General features: G+C 57.2%; 17 protein-coding genes. 10 read left to right on the forward strand and 7 right to left on the reverse strand.

From position 1 onward, the window contains the following. The first annotated feature begins 129 nt into the window (after nucleotides 1-129). Together G5171_RS14860 and G5171_RS14865 are read left to right on the forward strand one after the other, a co-directional pair. Nucleotides 130-642 (forward strand): cupin domain-containing protein, encoded by a 513-nt coding sequence (locus G5171_RS14860; protein ID WP_108572101.1) that lies wholly within the window; start codon nucleotides 130-132, stop codon nucleotides 640-642. A gap of 79 nt (nucleotides 643-721) precedes the next feature. Beyond that, the gene (locus tag G5171_RS14865; protein ID WP_104016115.1) at nucleotides 722-1,168 is read left to right on the forward strand and encodes an SRPBCC family protein; all 447 of its coding nucleotides are present in this window, start codon (nucleotides 722-724) and stop codon (nucleotides 1,166-1,168) included. Between the two features lie 99 nt (nucleotides 1,169-1,267). On the opposite strand, the gene G5171_RS14870 is transcribed toward G5171_RS14865, so the two are convergent. Next, nucleotides 1,268-1,768: a DUF1993 domain-containing protein gene (locus tag G5171_RS14870; RefSeq protein ID WP_043850593.1), complete on the reverse strand. Its 501-nt coding sequence runs from the start codon at nucleotides 1,766-1,768 to the stop codon at nucleotides 1,268-1,270. A gap of 158 nt (nucleotides 1,769-1,926) precedes the next feature. Further along, nucleotides 1,927-2,148, reverse strand: a complete 222-nt coding sequence (locus G5171_RS14875) for a hypothetical protein (protein WP_421260372.1) — start codon at nucleotides 2,146-2,148, stop codon at nucleotides 1,927-1,929. A gap of 249 nt (nucleotides 2,149-2,397) precedes the next feature. Between G5171_RS14875 and ydfZ the strand changes: the two genes are divergently transcribed. From ydfZ to G5171_RS14890, 3 genes are all read left to right on the forward strand, one after another. Further along, on the forward strand, nucleotides 2,398-2,595 hold the full coding sequence (gene ydfZ, locus G5171_RS14880) for a putative selenium delivery protein YdfZ (protein WP_421260373.1): 198 nt from the start codon (nucleotides 2,398-2,400) through the stop codon (nucleotides 2,593-2,595). A gap of 641 nt (nucleotides 2,596-3,236) precedes the next feature. Continuing rightward, complete coding sequence (locus G5171_RS14885; RefSeq protein WP_167571526.1) at nucleotides 3,237-3,674, forward strand: DUF2846 domain-containing protein; 438 nt, start codon at nucleotides 3,237-3,239, stop codon at nucleotides 3,672-3,674. Nucleotides 3,675-3,744: 70 nt separating this feature from the next. Next, entirely contained in the window at nucleotides 3,745-4,449 is a 705-nt protein-coding gene (locus tag G5171_RS14890; protein ID WP_421260374.1) for a hypothetical protein, read from the forward strand. A 213-nt stretch (nucleotides 4,450-4,662) separates the two neighbouring features. On the opposite strand, the gene G5171_RS14895 is transcribed toward G5171_RS14890, so the two are convergent. From G5171_RS14895 to uvrD, 3 genes are all read right to left on the reverse strand, one after another. Beyond that, complete coding sequence (locus tag G5171_RS14895; protein ID WP_421260375.1) at nucleotides 4,663-5,238, reverse strand: DUF4411 family protein; 576 nt, start codon at nucleotides 5,236-5,238, stop codon at nucleotides 4,663-4,665. Beyond that, the gene (locus G5171_RS14900; RefSeq protein WP_421260376.1) at nucleotides 5,210-6,361 is read right to left on the reverse strand and encodes an ImmA/IrrE family metallo-endopeptidase; all 1,152 of its coding nucleotides are present in this window, start codon (nucleotides 6,359-6,361) and stop codon (nucleotides 5,210-5,212) included. The genes G5171_RS14895 and G5171_RS14900 overlap by 29 nt, the downstream gene beginning before the upstream one ends. Nucleotides 6,362-6,594: 233 nt before the next feature. Next, nucleotides 6,595-8,766: a DNA helicase II gene (gene uvrD / locus G5171_RS14905; protein WP_043850596.1), complete on the reverse strand. Its 2,172-nt coding sequence runs from the start codon at nucleotides 8,764-8,766 to the stop codon at nucleotides 6,595-6,597. A gap of 508 nt (nucleotides 8,767-9,274) precedes the next feature. Between uvrD and G5171_RS14910 the strand changes: the two genes are divergently transcribed. The 4 genes from G5171_RS14910 to G5171_RS14925 all read left to right on the forward strand — a co-directional run bounded on the left by G5171_RS14910 (nucleotide 9,275) and on the right by G5171_RS14925 (nucleotide 14,016). Next, the gene (locus tag G5171_RS14910; protein ID WP_033115676.1) at nucleotides 9,275-10,273 is read left to right on the forward strand and encodes a BMP family lipoprotein; all 999 of its coding nucleotides are present in this window, start codon (nucleotides 9,275-9,277) and stop codon (nucleotides 10,271-10,273) included. 91 nt (nucleotides 10,274-10,364) lie between these two features. Beyond that, a complete protein-coding gene (locus tag G5171_RS14915; protein ID WP_049046807.1) occupies nucleotides 10,365-11,930 on the forward strand; it encodes an ABC transporter ATP-binding protein in 1,566 nt (521 codons plus the stop codon). Further along, nucleotides 11,930-13,048: an ABC transporter permease gene (locus G5171_RS14920; protein WP_421260377.1), complete on the forward strand. Its 1,119-nt coding sequence runs from the start codon at nucleotides 11,930-11,932 to the stop codon at nucleotides 13,046-13,048. Before G5171_RS14915 ends, G5171_RS14920 begins: the two co-directional genes overlap by 1 nt. Before the next feature lie 2 nt (nucleotides 13,049-13,050). Then, nucleotides 13,051-14,016, forward strand: coding sequence for an ABC transporter permease (locus G5171_RS14925; RefSeq protein WP_005340795.1), 966 nt, complete (start codon nucleotides 13,051-13,053; stop codon nucleotides 14,014-14,016). A gap of 265 nt (nucleotides 14,017-14,281) precedes the next feature. Here G5171_RS14925 and G5171_RS14930 read toward each other — a convergent pair whose 3' ends face one another. Continuing rightward, nucleotides 14,282-16,273, reverse strand: a complete 1,992-nt coding sequence (locus G5171_RS14930; protein ID WP_421260378.1) for a bifunctional 2',3'-cyclic-nucleotide 2'-phosphodiesterase/3'-nucleotidase — start codon at nucleotides 16,271-16,273, stop codon at nucleotides 14,282-14,284. 359 nt (nucleotides 16,274-16,632) lie between these two features. Here G5171_RS14930 and G5171_RS14935 point away from each other — a divergent pair, with 359 nt between their 5' ends. Then, complete coding sequence (locus tag G5171_RS14935; RefSeq protein WP_421260379.1) at nucleotides 16,633-17,574, forward strand: hypothetical protein; 942 nt, start codon at nucleotides 16,633-16,635, stop codon at nucleotides 17,572-17,574. A gap of 80 nt (nucleotides 17,575-17,654) precedes the next feature. Here the strand turns inward: G5171_RS14935 and mgtE are convergent, their stop codons facing one another. Further along, complete coding sequence (gene mgtE / locus G5171_RS14940) at nucleotides 17,655-19,079, reverse strand: magnesium transporter (RefSeq protein ID WP_040069731.1); 1,425 nt, start codon at nucleotides 19,077-19,079, stop codon at nucleotides 17,655-17,657. Nucleotides 19,080-19,215: the final 136 nt, after the last annotated feature.

The raw sequence follows: 19,215 nt of genomic DNA on the forward strand, positions 1-19,215 counted from the left end.
AGTCCGTTGCCGAGTCCGCTGCCACACCATCCGTTGGGCAACGGGCCGACCGATTTCTGCTTTTCTCCCCCACATTTTGGCAGTTAGGATGACCCTTCCCGAGTCAGCCTCATAGCATAAGGAACCACTATGAACCGCCACCCCTGCATCAAACATTGGAGCGAGCTGCAAGAGCAGGAGCCGCGCTACTACTCCGGCAGTCAGGAGCCCCTGTCGCGCGGTTGCGCCCTCGGCAAGCACTTTGGCTTCAGCCGCATCGGCATCCACCACGAGATTGTCGAGCCCGGCCACCGCACCAGCTGGCCCCATGCCGAAAAGACCGAGGACGAGTTCGTCCACGTGCTGGAAGGCACCCCCGATGTCTGGCTCGATGGCGTGCTCTATCGGCTGCAACCGGGCGACTCGGTCGGCTTCAAGGCCGGTGACGGGCTGGCCCACGCCTTTATCAACAACACCGAAGAGACTGTCCGCCTGCTCTGCATCGGCGATACCGACCGGGAGGATAACCGCATCCACTACGCCGTCCACCCCGAGCGCAATATCACCCTCGGCAAGCTGCACTGGGACGACGTACCCGCGCGCGAGCTGGGGGATCACGACGGCCTGCCCGACAAGCTGCGCGAGAGCAACGGCCCCTTCTAGCGCAGGGGAGGGCCGCCCGATGGGGCGTTTCCCGCTCTGGCGACTATCCTTTGGGACTCAATCCAGCAAGGAGGTGAACATGACAACAGGAACAGTGCGACTTCATCGCGTCATCAAGGCGCCGCCGATGCGGGTCTATCGGGCCTTTACCGAGGCGCAGGCGCTGGCCAAATGGCTGCCGCCCCACGGCTTTACCTGTCAGGTGGAGCATCTGGATGCCCGGGTTGGCGGCTCGTTCCGGATGTCCTTCACCAACTTCGCCAGCGGCCATAGCCAGACCTTCGGTGGCGAATATCTGGAGCTGGTGCCGGGCGAGCGGATTCGCTACACCGATCGCTTCGATGAGCCCGGCCTCGCCGGGGTGATCCATGTATCCATCATCCTGACCGCGGTGAGCTGCGGCAGCGAGCTGGCGGTGGTGCAGGAGGGGATCCCCGCCGCCATCCCGCTGGAGATGTGCTATCTCGGCTGGCAGGAGTCGCTGACCCAGCTGGTGGCACTGGTGGAGCCGGATATCCCCGCTTAATGGCCGGTGGCGGGCAGGGCCTTCACCCCGCGCGCCAGCCGCTTGCAATAAAAAGAGCCTGCCAGATGGCAGGCTCTCGTCATTCTGGTCGGGGCGACCTTATTGCATATTGAGCCCGCCCAGATAGTCGCGCTTGCCGAGATCGACCCCGGCGCGGCGCAGCAGGGCGTAGGCCATGGTGAGGTGGAAGTAGAAGTTGGGAATGCCGTACTCATGGACGCAGGTATGGCCATCCATCCCCTTGCCGCCCGCCCAGTGGGGTACGTAACGGCCGCTGGCATACTGGCTGTAGTCCGCGTCCAGCTTGCCTTGCAGATAGGTGATGGTCTTGCCGATATGGGCGCGCAGATCGGCGATGGTTTTGGGCTCATCGCCCATGGCCGGCAGCTCGCTGTGGCTGGCGGTGGCGACCACGGTACGGGCCGAATCGCAGCAGATCAGCACCTGCTTGCTGAAAGGCAGCATATCGACAATCAGCCGATCGCCGAAGAAGTTATCCACGTTGAACTGCTTCGCCGCGGCGTGGGCCTCGGCCTTGGCCAGACAGTGATCCAGATTGGTCAGCATCTTGATGAACTGGGCGGTGATATCGCGATTCATGAGCACTCTCCATCTTGTTGAAACAGCGGCCCGCGTGCGCGGCCACGGTGAATGAGACTGGCTAATCGGCCACCAATATACCCCAACCGCTGCCGGGTTCGAGCCCGGCGCGCACAAAAGAGCGGGGCAGGGGTCTGTGATACGACAGGAGGTGGCGATCAGCGGGCGGCGCGCTGCCAGAGCAGGGTCAGGCCGATGCCAAGCACCACAATGACGCCGAACACGAACTCCAGCCCGTCGGGCGAATCCTGAGTGCGGGCAAGCAGCGCGCAGGCGCCAAGGGTGCAGAGAAGCCCCACATAGACCCGCCAGAAGCGCGGGAAGTCGGTAATGAAATCGACAAGGTCGAGCAGGTCGTCGAGCAGTTGCAGCAGTGACATCATCCCCTCCGGTGGCGCCGTCGTACCAAGTTCCCCTCAGCTTGGCACGACCGGGTGGCGGGCGATATCCGCGCGAGTGATAGCGAGCCGGGCCAACGCAGGGACTGGCCGCAGCAACGCTGACTTTTTCGCCCTGTGAGTCCCTCTCTGCCCCTTTTTTGATCTGTGACATAAATCACCTTTTTTCAGAGGCGTAGGCTGATCCCGCTGCCCGGAGCACCCACCCGGGTACAAGAAAAGGAGAGTGTAATGAAGATCTATGACCGGAACCGAAATGTGCTGAACCAGGGTCAGCGCGTCATGATTGCCGCCACCGGCGCCATCGACTTCCTGAAAGAGGCTCATACCGACAACATGACTCCCTATCAGGCGGAGCACGAGAAGTGCGTGCTGCTGGCAAACTCCGGGGAGCGCTACGCCCCCATCGAGTTGATTAGATTAGGCTGATCTCCTTCCCTGTCACCCTACTCTTTACAATTCACCCGGCCGCCGCGCCTGACGGCCGGGTTTTTGATCTCCCTTCCTCTATTGCCGCCATCTCGCTTGGCCACCCTTGTCAGCCGCTACGCACCGCATGCCGTGCCTGTGTCACTCCCTCGTCCTGTGGGAGAGGGTCGGGGTGAGGGGAGCGGTTGTCACGAGCTGACCGGGGTTGCTCCCTCGCCCTGCGGGAGAGGGCTGGGGTGAGGGCATTGCTTGCCACCAACTGGCTGCCAATATCATCCGCCCGCTAACCCATCCCATCTCACCACCCTGTAAATCGGCCAACCCCTTGTTGGTGCCTGTGATGGCAGCCCCGAGCCTGAGTGACAGCCAAAATGGTTGATATAAATTTAATTTATAGGTTTTGCCAAAATACCATCGTTTTTCTTATACAGGCAGGCGGCAAGCCACAAGCTCCCGTTTGGCTGCCAGTGGGGCTCTAGAGGGCAATGGCCGATTTGGCGAGAGGGATGATAGCGACAGGGGAGGCTGCCAAATGCTGAAAAATTGAGCCGAGTCACACCCCGCTCGATTTGAGCGATTGTCAGCCAGCGCAGGCTCATGCGAACCTTTAAACCCCGTTAACCCACTAAAAAATAAAGACTATGTTCAGGCAAATAATGATGGGTGCCGCCCTGCTGTCGGCGGCGCTGCTTTCCGGTTGTGCTTCCGTACCCATGGCCGATGCCACCGCCGACGCACAGGCCAAGCAGTTTGTGGCGCCCAAAGATGCGGCCAACCTCTATATCTATCGCAACGAGACCTTCGGCACGGCGGTGAAAATGCCGGTGCTGGTGGATGGCGTGGCGGTTGGCGATACCGTGGCCCACAGCTATATCCTCAAGCAGGTGACGCCGGGCAGCCACACCATCACCTCCAAGTCGGAGAACGATGCCACTCTGACCCTCAGCACCGAGGCGGGTAAAAATTACTACGTATGGCAGGAGGTCAAAATGGGCCTGCTAATGGCCCGCTCCAAGCTGAGCCAAGTCAGTGAAGAGGAGGGCAAGCAAGGGGTGATGGAGAGCAAGCTGGTTAAGTAAGTTAAGCCCAGCCATTATATGTGGCTGGGATCAATATATTGAGACGAATAGAGCTTGGATAGTATTAATTATGATGTTTAGAAATGGATATGGAACTGCGGTTTTATCGATTATAAATAACCACTATCGTTATGAAATACGAAAAAGAAATACAGTTCTAAAAAAGAAGGAGCGGTGGTCAAATATAATGTTCAAGGCATTAGTTGTTTTACCTCTAACATTGTCATTTTTATGTCTTGGTATTAACTTATACTTTGATAGCAGTGGTATTGCATTCACAGGTTTGATATTCCTCTTTACTTCATATATTGGTACTATACTGCAGCACCTATTTATACTATTCGCAAACTGGCAAGATTTTATAAAGGTTTTATCTAAGCCATTTAGCTTGATTATCCATAACACTAAAGTCACCGTTCGCTATGATGCTTTGCTTTATAAAGCTCTATTGTATTTTCCAATACAAGAGCTTAAATACATATCAAACAGAATGAAAACTGAAAGGAATACTCTCAATAGCAAGGTATCTCTATTAATAGGTGGGATTGATAAGATAGGTATCTTCCCCGGTTTGGTTGCCGTATTAATATCACTTAACCAAATCAGTAATAGTGGAGCCTCATCATGGGCACAACCGATAGCATATGCATCTATCATTCTTTATATATTCGGCTTTTTATTTCAGAATGCAATAATAAGAGCCGATGAAAAAATACAGCTTATTGACTTCATCATCGATGTGAAGAGCTGTCACGTTAATGAACCAGATAGATAGACAGATAGAACGGCCACATATTCTTATGAGCTATATCAGCATGGGCATGTAAATTTGTGGTCGGATTATCTTCTGCTGCCTCGTGACGAACGACATCTATCCACCGGATTGGTGCGGGTCGACGGATGGAGGTAAACTCCTGAAAGGACTTGCCCGTAGCAAGCACGAATCACGCGATCGTCCGATTACGATTCGCTAATCGAACCTACAGTCTTAGTTATAATCTTGGTTGATAAGTGATTTTCTCATCTCTGCAGGTGGCTTATGTGTTGACCAAGAGAAATTACTTCCAGCATGTTTCAGGAATAGGTCATACAGTTTCACTGTTTTCACACCAAGCCAATCTGCTGCATCTGGTAACTTTATTTCTCTTTTACTATCAGGAGCAGACCTCTCATTTGTTACAATGACAAAGTCACCTTTGCTCGCTGCAAAGGATATAAGCCATGCATCTGCTTTACTATCATCCACAAACTTATTTATGGCGAAATCTTTATAGCCTCTACTTGGCTCTCTTGCTAATCTACCTAACTTACCCCAGGTTGCAGCTACCTCGTTACTTTTCATGAAAAAATCTTTCATTTCCGGTAAGGAGACCCATTTTGAAAGAGGGTCATCATTACCATCCATTAGCTCTTCTTTGACTTTATCTATGCTATAAAAAACACCATTTTTGTGGCCCTGCAATAGCCAATCCCAGAACACCTGACAAAACTCTGGTGAATAATGGATACGAGCTGCTGATATCATTACATCAGAGTCAAATAGATAGCGAGTGTTGCTTAGCATAGAATTTCACCACATTATTTGGGTTTGTATTCAGCAATCTTCCTGCCTGTCCAAGAGTAATTTTTCCTGATATAGCTAAATTTGTTACTTCTTTAGTAAATCGTTTGCTATTCCTTATCGCCAGTGTTCTATAGAAATCACCACCGGAACTTGCTTCCCTATTTTGCTTCGCAATAAATCGCAATCTTTTATAGACTTCTTCATATACATCTATATCAATAAATTTAAGCTCATATGCTTTTCTTGCAACTACAAATTCGCTTACTTTAAATGCCTTTTTTATTTCGGATATTTTTATGAATGCATTTTCACTTTTAAGTGAAAGCCATGTGGAAATAAAGTGTTGGGATGGGAGAAGGAATTCTGCCGCAACAGAATTGCAAAATCTTTCAACATCAATCTGCGTTGCGGCGGCTCCATCAGATATTCCAGTTTCACCGATCCAAATATGAGCTAGCTCATGCGCCAGCGTAAAAACCCATGCTGCTGGGGCATCACAACCATTTACAAATATGACAGGTGCATACCTATCACAAATGGCAAAGCCACGGAACTGATTAACAGATATTGGTCGCCTTGTATTATTTCCTACCACACCATTTTTAAAAATGAGAATGCCAATATCCTCGGATTTTTTAGATAGCAATGAAAACAAATCATCAGGTTTATTTAATGACTCGAGTTCACTTAGTGAATATCCTAGTGTTTCCCTGATATCATTAGCTAATTCTGAAACATTTCTTGTCTTATTAAAACGCCCAACAAAATCTAATTCCGAATATCCGTTGTTTTTACGCTCATCATGGTACCAAGACTGCTTAAATATGATGTCATCATAAACATCAAAGAAATCATCATTGATCTCCTCTGCGTATTGCACTGTTCTAAAATCTGCAATAGGCAAGCGCCTTGGCGGTGGTGGTGAGTCAAGAAAAAGATCAGCAACACGGATACCAGTAAGCTGTGAAAACTTCTTAACCTGAGCATAGGTCATTATTCCAGATACAATTTTCTCTACACCTAGACTCTTTTTTGATATTTTTTGAGCCACATCTGACAAAGAACTACCACTGGATCTAGCAGCCCAATCTAGTACCGTCGTTGATAACTCAATAGTTTCCATTTAAAAGCTCAATCGTATACATAATCTACTCGACTATTTATTGCATAAAGGCGGCAATAAACACAATACAAAAATAGGGGCTAGATCACAGTTACAGAATAACAAATTAGAGATCAAATCCCGCACTCAGAAGATATTTATCACGCTAAGGTTTGATTAGCTAAGTTCGTATGATTGGATACAAACACCAACCCGGCCTAAGCCGGGTTGGTTGCATCAAAAGGCAGGAAAAATCAGAGCGCTTCCAATCTGGCATACGCCGTCACCAGCCACTTGGCGCCGACGTCATCGAACTGGATCTGCACCCGGCTCTGCTGGCCGACCCCTTCGAAGTTCAGCACTATGCCTTCGCCGAATTTCGGATGGAGCACCCGCTGGCCGAGCTTGATGCCGCTGGCGTCGAAGCTCTGCTGCACCTCGTTCTGGCTGAAGCGGCCGTACTGGGTGGGGCGGCTGACCTGAGTGCGCAGCCGGATCTCTTCCAGACACTCGGCGGGCATCTCGCGGATAAAGCGGCTCGGCTTGTGGAACATCTCGCGGCCGTAGATGCGGCGGCTCTCGGCATAACAGATGTAGAGCTTCTCCATGGCGCGGGTCATGCCGACGTAACAGAGGCGGCGCTCCTCTTCCAGCCGGCCAGACTCCTCGGTGGATTGCTGGCTGGGGAACATCCCTTCTTCGACGCCGACCAGCAGCACCAGCGGGAATTCCAAGCCCTTGGCACTGTGCAATGTCATCAGCTGCACCGCATCGGCATATTCGTCCGCCTGATTCTCGCCGGACTCCAGCGCCGCGTGGGCGAGGAAGGCGGAGAGATCGCTCATATCTTCCAGCTCGTCCGGGCGCTGGTACTGGCGGCAGGCGGTGACCAGTTCGTCCAGGTTCTCTACCCGCGCCTGGGATTTCTCGCCCTTTTCCGCCAGATACATCGCCTTGAGGCCGGAGTTCTGGATGGCGATATCCGCTTGCTGGTGCAGCGGCAGCATGGCGACCTGCTCCTCCAGCGCGTCGATCAGCTCGACAAAGCCGCGCACCGCGTTGCCGGCGCGACCGGTCAGCACCTTGTCGTTGAGCAGCGCCTTGGCCGATTGCCACAGGTTGAGCCCCTGATCGCGGGCGTTGCCGCGCAGGATCTCGAGGGTGCGATCGCCGATGCCGCGGGTCGGGGTGTTGACCACCCGCTCGAAGCTGGCGTCGTCGCCACGGTTGTTGATAAGACGCAGGTAGGCCATTGCGTCTTTAATCTCTTGCCGTTCGAAGAACCGCAGGCCGCCGTAGATGCGATACGGCATGGCGTCCTGCATCAGCGCCTCTTCCAGCACCCGTGACTGGGCGTTGGAGCGATAGAGGATGGCGCAGTCGGCCAGGAGGCCGCCCTTTTCCTTCCAATCCTTGAGACGGCCGACCACGAAGCGCGCTTCGTCCACCTCGTTGAAGGCGGCGTAGAGGGAGATCGGCTCACCCTCGGCTCCTTCGGTCCACAGCTCCTTGCCAAGGCGTTCGGCGTTGTTGGCGATGACGCTGTTGGCGGCCTTGAGGATATTGGCGGTGGAGCGGTAGTTCTGCTCGAGGCGGATGGTCTCGGCCCCCTGATAGTCGGTCAGGAAGCGCTGGATGTTCTCGATCTTGGCGCCGCGCCAGCCGTAGATGGACTGGTCATCGTCGCCGACGATCATCACCTTGCCGCTGTTGCCCGCCAGCATCCGCAGCCAGGCGTACTGGATGCCGTTGGTATCCTGAAACTCGTCCACCAGGATGTTCTGGAAGCGGTCACGGTAGTGCTCGAGGATGTGGGGTTTGTTCAGCCACAGTTCGTGGGCGCGCAGCAGCAGCTCGGCAAAGTCCACCAGACCGGAGCGATCGCAGGTCTCCTGATAGGTCTTGTAGATCTGCTGATAAGTGCGGGTGACGGGGTCGCCGTAGAGGTCGATGTCGCCGGGGCGCAGCCCCTCGTCCTTCTTGCCGTTGATGTAGCCCATCACGGCGCGCGGGGCCCAGTGCTTCTCGTCGAGGTTGAGCGCCTTGAGCACCCGGCGGATCAGCCGGTACTGGTCGTCGGAGTCGAGGATCTGGAAATCCTGCGGCAGCCCCGCATCCAGATGGTGGGCGCGCAGCAGGCGGTGGGCGATACCGTGGAAGGTGCCGATCCACATGCCGCGCACGCCGTCGCCGATCACTTTTTCGACCCGGCCGCGCATCTCGGCCGCCGCCTTGTTGGTAAAGGTGACCGCGATGATGGAGAAGGGTGAACAGCGTTCCACCTGCATCAGCCAGGCGATACGGTGCACCAGTACCCGGGTCTTGCCCGAACCGGCACCGGCCAGCACCAGCAGGTTGCTGCGGGGCGCCGCAACGGCATCTCTTTGCTTGTCGTTGAGCCCGTCGAGCAGGGTTGAAACGTCCATCACCACTCCTGTTTATTTATACAGGCGGCGATTATACGGCCATCCCCCCGTCAGACCAACTGCAAACTCCGCACGACGGGCAGGTGAGGGGAGTCGGGCAGGGCGGCTGCGGCGGTTTCTGGTCGGCAAAATGGTTGCGGAGAGGAGATGGTTTCCAGCTGTAGCCAGTGGCCGGATGGCGCGCCGCGCGGTTATTTTGCGAGCCGGATCACGGGGTGATGGTTGGGGCGGATGCCCAACCGGGGAAAACGGTTTAGAGTAACCAATTGAACAATAAGAGAAATGTCGTTTGGGTCTTTTTGTTTGTAGCATAAAAAACTGAAAAGCAGCTAAAAAACAACTGCTTATAACGTTATTTGCTTATAATTCAAACCGTTAACGCAAACGTTTTTCCCTTATCATTTGCTTGACCCGCACCGGGGCTGACTTAGAGTAACCCTGCGTGCTAGATGACCCGCTTCGGCGGGCAAACAAGTTCCCTCACTTAATAACAATCAAGGATACGATCGTGACTAAAGTGCTCAAACTGGCCACCGTGGCCTCCCTCACTCTCGCTGCTCTCTCTGCTCAGGCTGCTTCCGAGCCGGCCGTGATCTATGACACCGCGGGCAAGTACGACAAATCATTCAACGAAGCCGTGTTCCGTAACGGCGTCGAGCTTTACAACAAGGACAAAGGGGTAAAGGTCAAAGAGTTTGAGCCCCAGAACGAAGCCCAGCGCGAGCAGGGTCTGCGTCGTCTGGCCAGCCGTGGCAACGGCCCGATCGTAGCGGTCGGCTTCAACATGGGTTCTGCGGTAGAGAAGGTTGCGACCGAATTCCCGAAAACCCAGTTCACCATCATCGACATGGTGGTCGACAAGCCGAACGTCCAGTCCGTCATCTTCAAGGAGCATGAAGGTTCCTTCCTGGTGGGCGCACTGGCTGCCATCGCCTCCAAAACCGGCAAGGTCGGTTTCGTGGGCGGCATGGACATCCCGCTGATCCGCAAGTTCGAGTGTGGCTACGAGCAGGGTGCCAAGTACGTCAATCCGAAGATCGAAGTGTTCCAGAACATGGCAGGCTCCACCCCGGCCGCGTTTGCTGACCCGGCCAAAGGTGCCGAGCTGGCCAAGTCCCAGTTTGCCAAGGGCGCTGACGTGGTTTACGCCGCAGCCGGCGGTACCGGTATCGGTGTCTATCAGGCAGCCAAGGACAGCGGCAAGTTTGCCATCGGCGTAGACTCCAACCAGAACCACCTGCAACCGGGCACCATGCTGACCTCCATGGTCAAGTCTGTGGGTCTGGCTGCTTACCAAACCTGGGATGACGCGGCCAAAGGCCAGTGGAAACCGGGTATCAAGAACCTGGGTCTGGCCGAAGGTGGTGTGGATTGGGCGCTCGACAAGGACAACGAGAAGCTGATCACCCCGGAGATGAAAGCCAAGGTGGATGCCATCAAGGCCGAGATTATTTCAGGCAAGGTCAAGGTTCATGACTACATGAGCGACAATACCTGCAAATACTAATTAGATAGTTGCTGCTACGACTCTCAACGCACCGACCGGCCCGCACGGGCCGGTTTTTACAGTCTTATTTCATGAAACGCAGGGCTGCATCATGGACCAGACAGATCGCTATGCCATCGAATTAAGAGGTATCGATAAGCGGTTCGGCGAAGTGTACGCCAACAAGCTGATCGACCTTAAGGTTCGGAAAGGCAGTATTCACGGCATCGTTGGCGAAAACGGCGCCGGTAAATCCACCCTGATGAGCATCATTTACGGCTTCTACCATGCCGATAAAGGCGAGATGTTCATCGACGGGAATCCTTTCAAACCCCACGGTTCACAAGATGCGATTGCCGCAGGCGTGGGCATGGTGCACCAGCACTTCATGCTGGTGAACAACTTTACGGTTTTGGAAAACGTCATCCTCGGCGCTGAAAATGGCTGGCACCTTCAGCAGAGCGTGGCGTCGGCAGAGAAGCTGCTCGGCGAGCTGGCGCGGGACTATGGTCTCGAGGTGCCGTTGCACGAGAAGGTGGAAGATCTGCCAGTGGGCCTGCAACAGCGGGTCGAAATTCTCAAGGCGCTCTATCGCGGTGCCCGCATCCTGATCCTCGACGAGCCGACCGGGGTTCTCACCCCGCAAGAGGCGGATCACCTGTTCAAGGTGCTGGAGAAGCTGCGGGATCAGGGGGCGACCATCATCCTCATCACTCACAAGCTGCGCGAGATCCTGGCCATCACGGATCAGGTCTCCATCATGCGCCGCGGCGAGATGGTGGCGCACGTTGCCACCAAGGATACCGACAAGGAGCAGCTGGCCGAACTGATGGTGGGCCGCAAGGTGCGCCTCAAGGTCGACAAGGGGCCGACCCAGCCGGGCGAAGCCAAGCTGAAGGTCGAGGGGCTCAGCTACTTCGACGCCAGCAAGGTGGAGCGGGTCAAATCGGTCAGCTTCGAGGTGCGCGCCGGTGAAGTGGTCGGCATCGCCGGGGTCTCTGGCAACGGTCAGTCCGAGCTGCTCAGCCTGCTTGGCGGCATCATCAAACCGAGCAAGGGCGGCTTTACCATCAGCAGCCGCAGCGGCGTGCACAAGGTGAGCGCCGAGCAGGCAGCCGATCCCGAGATGGTACGCAACTTCGGTCTCGGCCATGTGCCGGAAGATCGCCACAAGATGGGTCTCATCAACCGCTTCGAGGCGAAAGAGGCCTTTATCCTCGGTTATCACCGCCGTCCGCAGTACAACAAGGGGTGGCTGCAAAACAAGGAGGCGATCCTGCAGGATTGCCAGGCCAAGATGGAGAAGTGGGACGTGCGCCCGCCCCATCCCGACCACAAGACCGCCAACTTCTCCGGTGGCAACCAGCAGAAGCTGGTGATCGCCCGTGAAGTGGAGCAGGACCCGGATGTGCTGTTGATCGGCCAGCCGACCCGCGGGGTCGACATCGGTGCCATCGAGTATATCCACCAGCAGATCATCGCCATGCGCGACAAGGGCAAGGCGGTGCTGCTGGTCTCGGTGGAGCTGGACGAGATCATGAGTCTCTCTGACCGCATTCTGGTTATTGCCGACGGTCGCATCGTCGGCGAGCTGGATGCCGCCAAAGCGGACGAGCGCACTATCGGTCTGATGATGGCGAACATAGTGCCGGATGAAGTTGCCAAGGAGGCCCACTGATGAGCCAAGTACGTATTCCTGCCTGGGTCTCCGTGGGCGTCGTGTCTGCGGTCAACATCCTGCTGGCCTTCCTGGTGTCGGCCATCCTGTTCTACTACCTCGAGATCAACCCGGTCGATGCCGCCAAGATTATGTGGTACGGCGCGTTCGGCACCGGTGAAGGGTTTGGCTTCACCCTCTACTACGCAACCGGCTTTATCTTTACCGGTCTGTCGGTGGCTGTCGCCTTCCACGCCGGTCTGTTCAACATCGGTGGTGAAGGTCAGGCCTATATCGGCGGTCTCGGTGTGGGTCTGGTCTGTCTGATGCTCGGCGATGTGCTGCCGTTTGCCCTGCTGTTGCCGCTCTCCATCATTGCCGGTGGTCTGTTCGGTGCGGCCTGGGCCTTTATTCCGGCCTGGCTGCAAGCCAAGCGCGGCAGCCATATCGTTATCACCACCATCATGTTCAACTTCATCGCCGCCTCGCTGATGGCCTATCTGCTGGTGGAGGTGTTCAAGCCGCCCGGCTCGATGGCGACCGAGAGCAAGGTGTTTGCCGAAGCAAGCTGGCTGCCCAAGATGAGCGGGCTGGCGAACCTGTTCGGGATGGAGATCCCCAACAGCCCGCTCAATATCAGCTTCTTCTGGGCGCTGATCTGTGCGGCGCTGGTGTGGGTCTTTATCTGGCACACCCGCTGGGGTTACGAGATCCGCTCGGTCGGCGCCAGCCAAAGCGCCTCCGCCTACGCCGGTATCTCCTATCCCAAGGTGGTGATCCTGGCGATGGTCATCTCCGGCATGCTGTCGGGCTTCTTTGCCCTCAACGTGCTGCAGGGTGAGCTGCACCAAATCAAGCTCAACTTTGTGGAAGGGTTCGGCTTCACCGGTATCGCGGTGGCGCTGATGGGGCGCAACCATCCGGTCGGCGTCATCATTGCCAGCCTGCTGTTTGGCTTCCTCTATCAGGGGGGCGCCGAGCTCAGCTTCGAGTTCGGTGTCGACCGCAACATCGTGGTGGTGTTGCAGGGTCTGGTGATCCTGTTCTGTGGCGCCCTTGAGCACATGATGCGTCCGCGCATCGAGCAGCTCTATCTGGCGTTTGCCAACCGCTCAGCCGCGCAAGCTAAAGGAGTCTGATCATGTTTGAAATTCTGATCCTGATGCTGGATGCGACCATCCGTACCGCGCCGCCGCTCATTCTGGCCGCCATGGCGGGCATGTTTTGCGAGCGCTCCGGGGTGGTCAACATCGCGCTGGAAGGCAAACTGCTGGCGGCGGCGTTCGCCAGTGGTGCGGCTGCGGCGGTCTCCGGTTCTGCCTGGGTAGGTCTGGGTGCCGGGGTGGGTGTTTCCATCCTGTTTGCTCTGATGCACGGCTTTGCCACCATCACCCACCGCGGTGATCAGGTGGTGAGCGGCATGGCCATCAACATTCTGGCGGCCGGTCTGACCGTGACCCTGGGTCGTTACTGGTTCGATCAGGGGGGCCAGACTCCAGCGCTCTCCGGTGATGCCCGTTTCGCCCCCATCGATCTGCCCTATGCCAAGGAGCTGTGGGATGTGCCGGTGATCGGCCAGCTCTACAGCGAACTGCTGAGCGGCCACTCCCTGCTGGAGTACGTGGCGTTCGCCTGCGTACCGCTGGCCTGGTGGGTGATGTTCCGTACCCGCTTCGGTCTGCGTCTGCGGGCGGTGGGCGAGGCGCCCGCAGCGGTCGATACCGCCGGTATCTCTGTGGTGCGGATGCGCTACACCGCGCTCCTCATCGGCGGCCTGCTGGCCGGTATCGGTGGCACCTATCTGGCGGTGGCCCAGACGGCCCAGTTCATCCCCAATATGAGTGCGGGCAAGGGCTTTATGGCACTGGCGGCGCTGGTGTTCGGCAAGTGGCGTCCCTGGAATGCCATGGCCGCCTGTCTGCTGTTCGGCTTCCTCGATGCGGTCGCCATCCGCCTGCAAGGGGTCAGCATCGGTGGCTTCGCCATTCCGGTGCAGGCCATCGAGGCACTGCCCTACATCCTGACCGTGTTCCTGCTGGCCGGCTTTATCGGCCGCGCTGTGGCCCCCAAGGCACTTGGTACACCTTATGTGAAGGAGCGGGAGTAGCGCCCTTTAGCGCGATACTCCCACCCACGCAGATAACAGCAGGCCCACTTCGGTGGGCCTGTTTTTTTATGGGCGGGATGGGGCAGACCAGCCGGGATCTGGATGGTGTGATAGAGGGGGATGATGGCGTGAAGGGATAAACGGGCTGCGTGAGTTGCTGCGGGGAGCGGCTGGCGTACAAGAGCTGACCCTCTGCCTGCACCATCAAAAACCCCCTCGTATCAGGAGGGGGGTGCAGAGGTTATTGCCGGATTAACCCTGAGGTTCAGGGTGCCAGCACCAGCTTGTAGACGCCAAAGCCGGGGTGTTTGGCATCGGTGGGCGGCAGGGTCTCTACATAGTTCAGCTTGCCGCCGGTCAGGGCTTGCGCTTCGCTGCGTGGCGAGCTGTAGATGCGCAGATCCAGATTGGCGGGCAGGGGGGCCAGCTGCCAGTTGTTGTCTGCCGGGGGCTCGAAACCGGCCGGATTCTTCTCTGCCAGATCCTTGAGGTATTCGGAGAGCACTTCGCGGGTTTCGAACTGATCTTCATGGACGATCACCTTGGCGTTGATGCCCGGGAAGTTGCCACCACCGCTGGCGCGGTAGTTGTTGGTCACCACGTAGAACATCTGGGTCGGGTCGATTGCCTTGCCCTGATAGGTGAGGTTGGTGATGCGGTAGCTGTCGCTCACCTTGTTGCCATCCACATCGTAACGGGCAGGTTTGGTCACATCGACCTGATAGTTCACTCCGTCGATCACGTCGAAGTTGTAGGTGCGGTACTTCTCGTTCACCAGCCACTGGGTAGCGGTGCTGGCGGCATCGATCTTGTTGAACTGGACGGCGCTCTTCTCCAGCCACTCCTGTACGGTCGCGCCATTGATGGCGACCACCTGCAGGGTGTTGGGGTAGACATAGAGGTCGGCCACGTTGCGCAGGGAGATATCGCCAGCCGGTACATAGGTGAAGTCGGTCGGACCGTTGCGACCGCCACGGAATGGCGCGGCGGCGGAGAGGATGGGCCATTTCTCCTTGAGCTGACCATCCTGTTGCAGCTTCTTGGCGTGCCACAGCTGGGCGTCGCTGACGATCTGGATGGAGGGGTCATCCTGTACCAGCGCGAAGAAGCTGTGGATTGGCTTGGTGATCTTGCTGAGGGGCTCGTCCAGCCACTGGTTGGCCTGCTCGTGCTCGGCAATGACCTGATCGACTACCGCCTGATCTTCGGTGCTGCTGGCGCTGCTGTCGATTTTGCGCAGCTGGGACTGGCTGGAGGTCACTTCCCAGCGACCCTCTTTCCAGGTCATGTGCAGGTCGATGATGCCGAGGTGGTTACCCCAGACACCCGGCATCACGGTCGGTACCCCCGCCAGGGTGCCTTTCTCGTTGTCCACGTCGGTCATGTTGGGGTAGTCACCTGGGAAGGTGCGGTGGGCGTGACCCAGCAGCAGGGCATCGACCCCCTTCACCTTGGCCAGCGGCAGTGCGGCGTTCTCCATCATGGGTTCGCGCGGGTCACCTATGATGCCGGTATGGGCCACGACCACGACGATGTCTGCGCCCTTGGCGCGGATTTCGGGTACATAGTGCTCGGCGGTCTCGACCATATCGGCCACCACCACCTTGCCTTCCAGATTGCGCTTGTCCCACTGGGTGATCTGGGGCGGGGTCAGGCCCAGCACACCGACTTTGATGGTCTGGGTATTGCCGTTGGCATCCTTCACCTGACGATCCAGCACCACATAGGGTTTGAACTTCTGCTTGCTCCAGTCGATGGTGCCCTTGCCATCACGGCTGAAGGCATCGGCCTGGAAGACGTTGGCGTTGATGTAGGGGTAGTTGGCCCCTTTCAGGGTCTCTGAGAGGAAGTCGAGACCGAAGTTGAATTCGTGGTTGCCCAGGTTGCCGACATCATAGCTCATGGTGTTGAGCGCCTTGATGGCGGGGTGGGTCTGCTTGCTCAGCCACTGCTGTTTGACCTGCTGGTCGTGGATATAGTCGGCCAGCGGGGTGCCCTGGATCAGGTCGCCGTTGTCGATCAGCAAGTTGTTGGCGTTCTCTTCGCGGGCCTTGCGGATCAGCACAGCGGTGCGGGCAAAGCCCAGCGAGGCATCCGGCTTGTTCTGGTAGTAGTCGTAGCTCAGCAGGTTGGAGTGGATATCAGAGGTTTCGATCAGCCGCAGGGTGAGATCACCGGGGGCCTGAGAGTTGTTGTCGTCACAGCCGGACAGCAAAAAGATAACTGCCACCGCGCTCAGTTTGAGGGTGGTTTTCATTGTTGAATTCTCTTGTTATGGGTATGCCAGCGTGGTGCATTCTATCGATAGCAAAAGAATCCTATTGTGAGCCGGCTGGCAATTCGGGTTAATTGCCTTCCTGTTAATAGAGTTATGGCTCTGATTTTCATCTCTTTTTTTCTCTTCCTTCAGGGCCACCACCCTCGCTGCTTTTCCGCAGTGAGTCACTTGGTAGTCACCGCCGTGCGGTCGGGGCAAGCGGCGCGGTCTGCCGCTCCTGCGAGGCTGTAATGGTTGGTTACAGATCTCCATTCGACTGATAGATGACCTTTCCCTTAAATTCAGCGGCGATTGATTGCATCTAAAAATTACAAAGCGACAGCAAGGAATAAAAACTCATGAAAATGCACAACAAAGCGCTGCTGGCCATCGCCTGCGCCGCCGCCCTGTCTGCCTGTGACAGCGAAAAAGCTGCCAACAGTATCGCCAAGCGGGTGCCGCTGGCTCTGCCGGAGGCGGGTCTTTACCATGCGAATCTGCTGAGCCGCGACGGCGACAAGGCGACGCCGCGCATGATCAAGGATCTGGATGGTCTGGCGCTGGTCTACCCGAAGGGTGAAACCGTGCAGTACTGGGGTGTCTGGGTGGATCATCAGGTGGGCAAGGTCGAGACCAACAGCCAGTGGCTGGGCCAGGCTGACCAGAAAGCCGACAAAGACGGGATCTACCCGGTGCAGTTGATCCGCAACAGCGAACGGCTCGGTACCAGCACGGCGCTCAGCTCGGTGACCAACGACCACAACCTCATCACCTTCCAGGATCAGCCGGTCATCGATCTGCAGGGCAAGGAGATCAAGCGCTGGGTTTTTGATTTCACCCGGACCGGCACCAAGTTCTCCGACAACTCACCCATCTATTCCGGTTTCAGCGGTCATGTGGCGGTGACGGCCCTGACCACCAAAGCGGTGACCACGGCCAGCTGGAGTGCCACGGACAGCGATGGCTTCAGTAGCGACATGGTGGGCAAGGTGGATACCACCAACAACGGCGGCAAGCTGACGGTAGCGATCGAGTTTCCGGCGGCAGGTTGTACGCTGGTGGGCGAGGGGAGTGCCACTACCGGTTTGAGCAAGCTGACCATGACCGGGTTTGGCAAGTGCAACTTCAAGCAATCCGCTGCCGCCACGCCGATCGAAAACCTCTGGAATGCCGCTCTGGCCCGGGCGATGGATAACCGCGTCGCCTATGTCGCCACCTATACCACGGATGCCAAAAAAGAGGCGCTGGTCATCGGCTTCCCCGACACCAATGGCTTGCTGATCACCGCTGACAAGCGATAAGCAGCTAACGGCAGGGGTGGGCAAACGCGCCTGAAACAACAAGGGAGCCAGTGGCTCCCTTGTTGTTTTCAACGCACGGTTTACAGCAGGAACAGGGTCGCCAGCCCGAGGAAGATAAAGAAGCCGCCGGTATCGGTGATGGCGGTGATCATCACGCTGGCACCGACTGCCGGGTCGCGGCCGAGGCGGGTCATGGTCATGGGGATAATCACCCCCATCAGGGCGGCCACCAGCAGGTTGAGCATCATGGCCAGGGTCATCACGGCGCCGAGCGCTGCATCCTGATAGAGCAGATAGGTGGCAATGCCCATGGTGCCGCCCCACACCAGCCCGTTGATAAAGGCGACGCCGAGTTCCCGCAGCAGCAGGAAGGAGAGGTTGCCTGCCTGAATGTGCTGTAGCGCCAGCGCCCGCACTATCATGGTGATGGTCTGGTTGCCGGTGTTGCCGCCGATCCCGGCGACGATGGGCATCAGCGCCGCCAGCGCCACCAGCTGGGAGATGGTGTGCTCGAACAGGCCGATCACCCGCGAGGCGACAAAGGCGGTGCAGAGGTTGATGGCAAGCCAGGCCCAGCGGGTCTTGACCGCCTTGGAGACAGGGGCGAACACATCTTCATCCTCGCTGATACCCCCCATCCGGCGCAGGTCGGTGTCACTCTCCTCATAGACCAGATCTACTACTTCTTCGACGGTGAGGCGGCCCATCAGCTTGCCCTTGCCATCCACCACGGCGGCGGAGAGCAGGTCATCCCGCTCGAAGGTGCGGGCGGCCGCTTCGTCGTTATCCTCCGGATCGAAGGTGACCGGATCTCGCTCCATCACATCGCTCACCAGAGTGGCGGGTTTGTGCAGCAGGACAGTGGTGAGGGCCAGCTCCCCCAGCAGGTGGTTGCGCCGATCGATGACGAACAGCTTGTCGGTGTTGGCGGGGATCTTGCCGCGCAGCCGCAGATAGCGCTGCACCGTGGCCAGACTCACCTCGGGGCGGATGGTGATGATCTCGAAGTCCATCATGGCGCCGACGGTGTGCTTGCCGTAGCGGATCACCTCCCGCACCCGATCCCGGTCGGCGGGGGCCATATAGGTGAGCAGCCGCCCCATCAGGTTGCGGGGCAGGTACTGGCCCAGATAGATCTGGTCGTCGATATCCAGGGTGCGCAGGGCGTGCAGCAGCTCCTTGTCGCTCATCCCGCTGATAAGGCTGTCCCACACCGTCTCTGAGGCCTCGACCAGGATCTGGCCGCGCTTATCCTCCTCCACCAGTGCCCACAGGGCATGACGTTCATCAGGCGGCAGCGACTCCAGCGCATCGGCGACGTCGGCGGCAGGCAGCCCGTTGACCAGTGTGGTGAGTTCGCTGGTCTGATCGCGCTGCTCGGCATCCTGCACCACCTGCGGATCGAGCAGGCTGTCGGTGAGGGCATCATCGCGCAGCAGCAGGGTGAGAATGCGGGATCTGTCATCCGCGCGCTGCCGGGCGCTGTTCTTGATGGGAAGAGACATGGGATGAATTCCTGAGATGGTAGCCAAGGGCTCAATGCCCATAGGATACCAGACTTAAAACAACAGGTTATGACCGTGATGGGAGAAGAGGGAGGTAAAAGTGAGGCCACCTGCTGGTGGCCTCATGGTGAGTTGC

The sequence above is a fragment of the Aeromonas sp. 600774 genome (assembly GCF_049175075.1).
GTDB lineage: Bacteria > Pseudomonadota > Gammaproteobacteria > Enterobacterales > Aeromonadaceae > Aeromonas > Aeromonas veronii_A.

Excerpts from the sequence above, each read along its gene's own strand:
- G5171_RS14875 (WP_421260372.1), bottom strand. The coding sequence starts at position 2,148 with ATGTCACTGCTGCAACTGCTCGACGACCTGCTCGACCTTGTCGATTTC.
- G5171_RS14895 (WP_421260375.1), bottom strand. The coding sequence starts at position 5,238 with ATGCTAAGCAACACTCGCTATCTATTTGACTCTGATGTAATGATATCA.
- mgtE (WP_040069731.1), bottom strand. The coding sequence starts at position 19,079 with ATGTCTCTTCCCATCAAGAACAGCGCCCGGCAGCGCGCGGATGACAGA.
- G5171_RS14870 (WP_043850593.1), bottom strand. The coding sequence starts at position 1,768 with ATGAATCGCGATATCACCGCCCAGTTCATCAAGATGCTGACCAATCTG.
- G5171_RS14920 (WP_421260377.1), top strand. The coding sequence starts at position 11,930 with ATGAGCCAAGTACGTATTCCTGCCTGGGTCTCCGTGGGCGTCGTGTCT.
- G5171_RS14860 (WP_108572101.1), top strand. The coding sequence starts at position 130 with ATGAACCGCCACCCCTGCATCAAACATTGGAGCGAGCTGCAAGAGCAG.
- uvrD (WP_043850596.1), bottom strand. The coding sequence starts at position 8,766 with ATGGACGTTTCAACCCTGCTCGACGGGCTCAACGACAAGCAAAGAGAT.
- G5171_RS14900 (WP_421260376.1), bottom strand. The coding sequence starts at position 6,361 with ATGGAAACTATTGAGTTATCAACGACGGTACTAGATTGGGCTGCTAGA.
- G5171_RS14915 (WP_049046807.1), top strand. The coding sequence starts at position 10,365 with ATGGACCAGACAGATCGCTATGCCATCGAATTAAGAGGTATCGATAAG.
- G5171_RS14925 (WP_005340795.1), top strand. The coding sequence starts at position 13,051 with ATGTTTGAAATTCTGATCCTGATGCTGGATGCGACCATCCGTACCGCG.
- G5171_RS14885 (WP_167571526.1), top strand. The coding sequence starts at position 3,237 with ATGTTCAGGCAAATAATGATGGGTGCCGCCCTGCTGTCGGCGGCGCTG.
- G5171_RS14935 (WP_421260379.1), top strand. The coding sequence starts at position 16,633 with ATGAAAATGCACAACAAAGCGCTGCTGGCCATCGCCTGCGCCGCCGCC.
- G5171_RS14930 (WP_421260378.1), bottom strand. The coding sequence starts at position 16,273 with ATGAAAACCACCCTCAAACTGAGCGCGGTGGCAGTTATCTTTTTGCTG.
- ydfZ (WP_421260373.1), top strand. The coding sequence starts at position 2,398 with ATGAAGATCTATGACCGGAACCGAAATGTGCTGAACCAGGGTCAGCGC.
- G5171_RS14865 (WP_104016115.1), top strand. The coding sequence starts at position 722 with ATGACAACAGGAACAGTGCGACTTCATCGCGTCATCAAGGCGCCGCCG.
- G5171_RS14890 (WP_421260374.1), top strand. The coding sequence starts at position 3,745 with ATGATGTTTAGAAATGGATATGGAACTGCGGTTTTATCGATTATAAAT.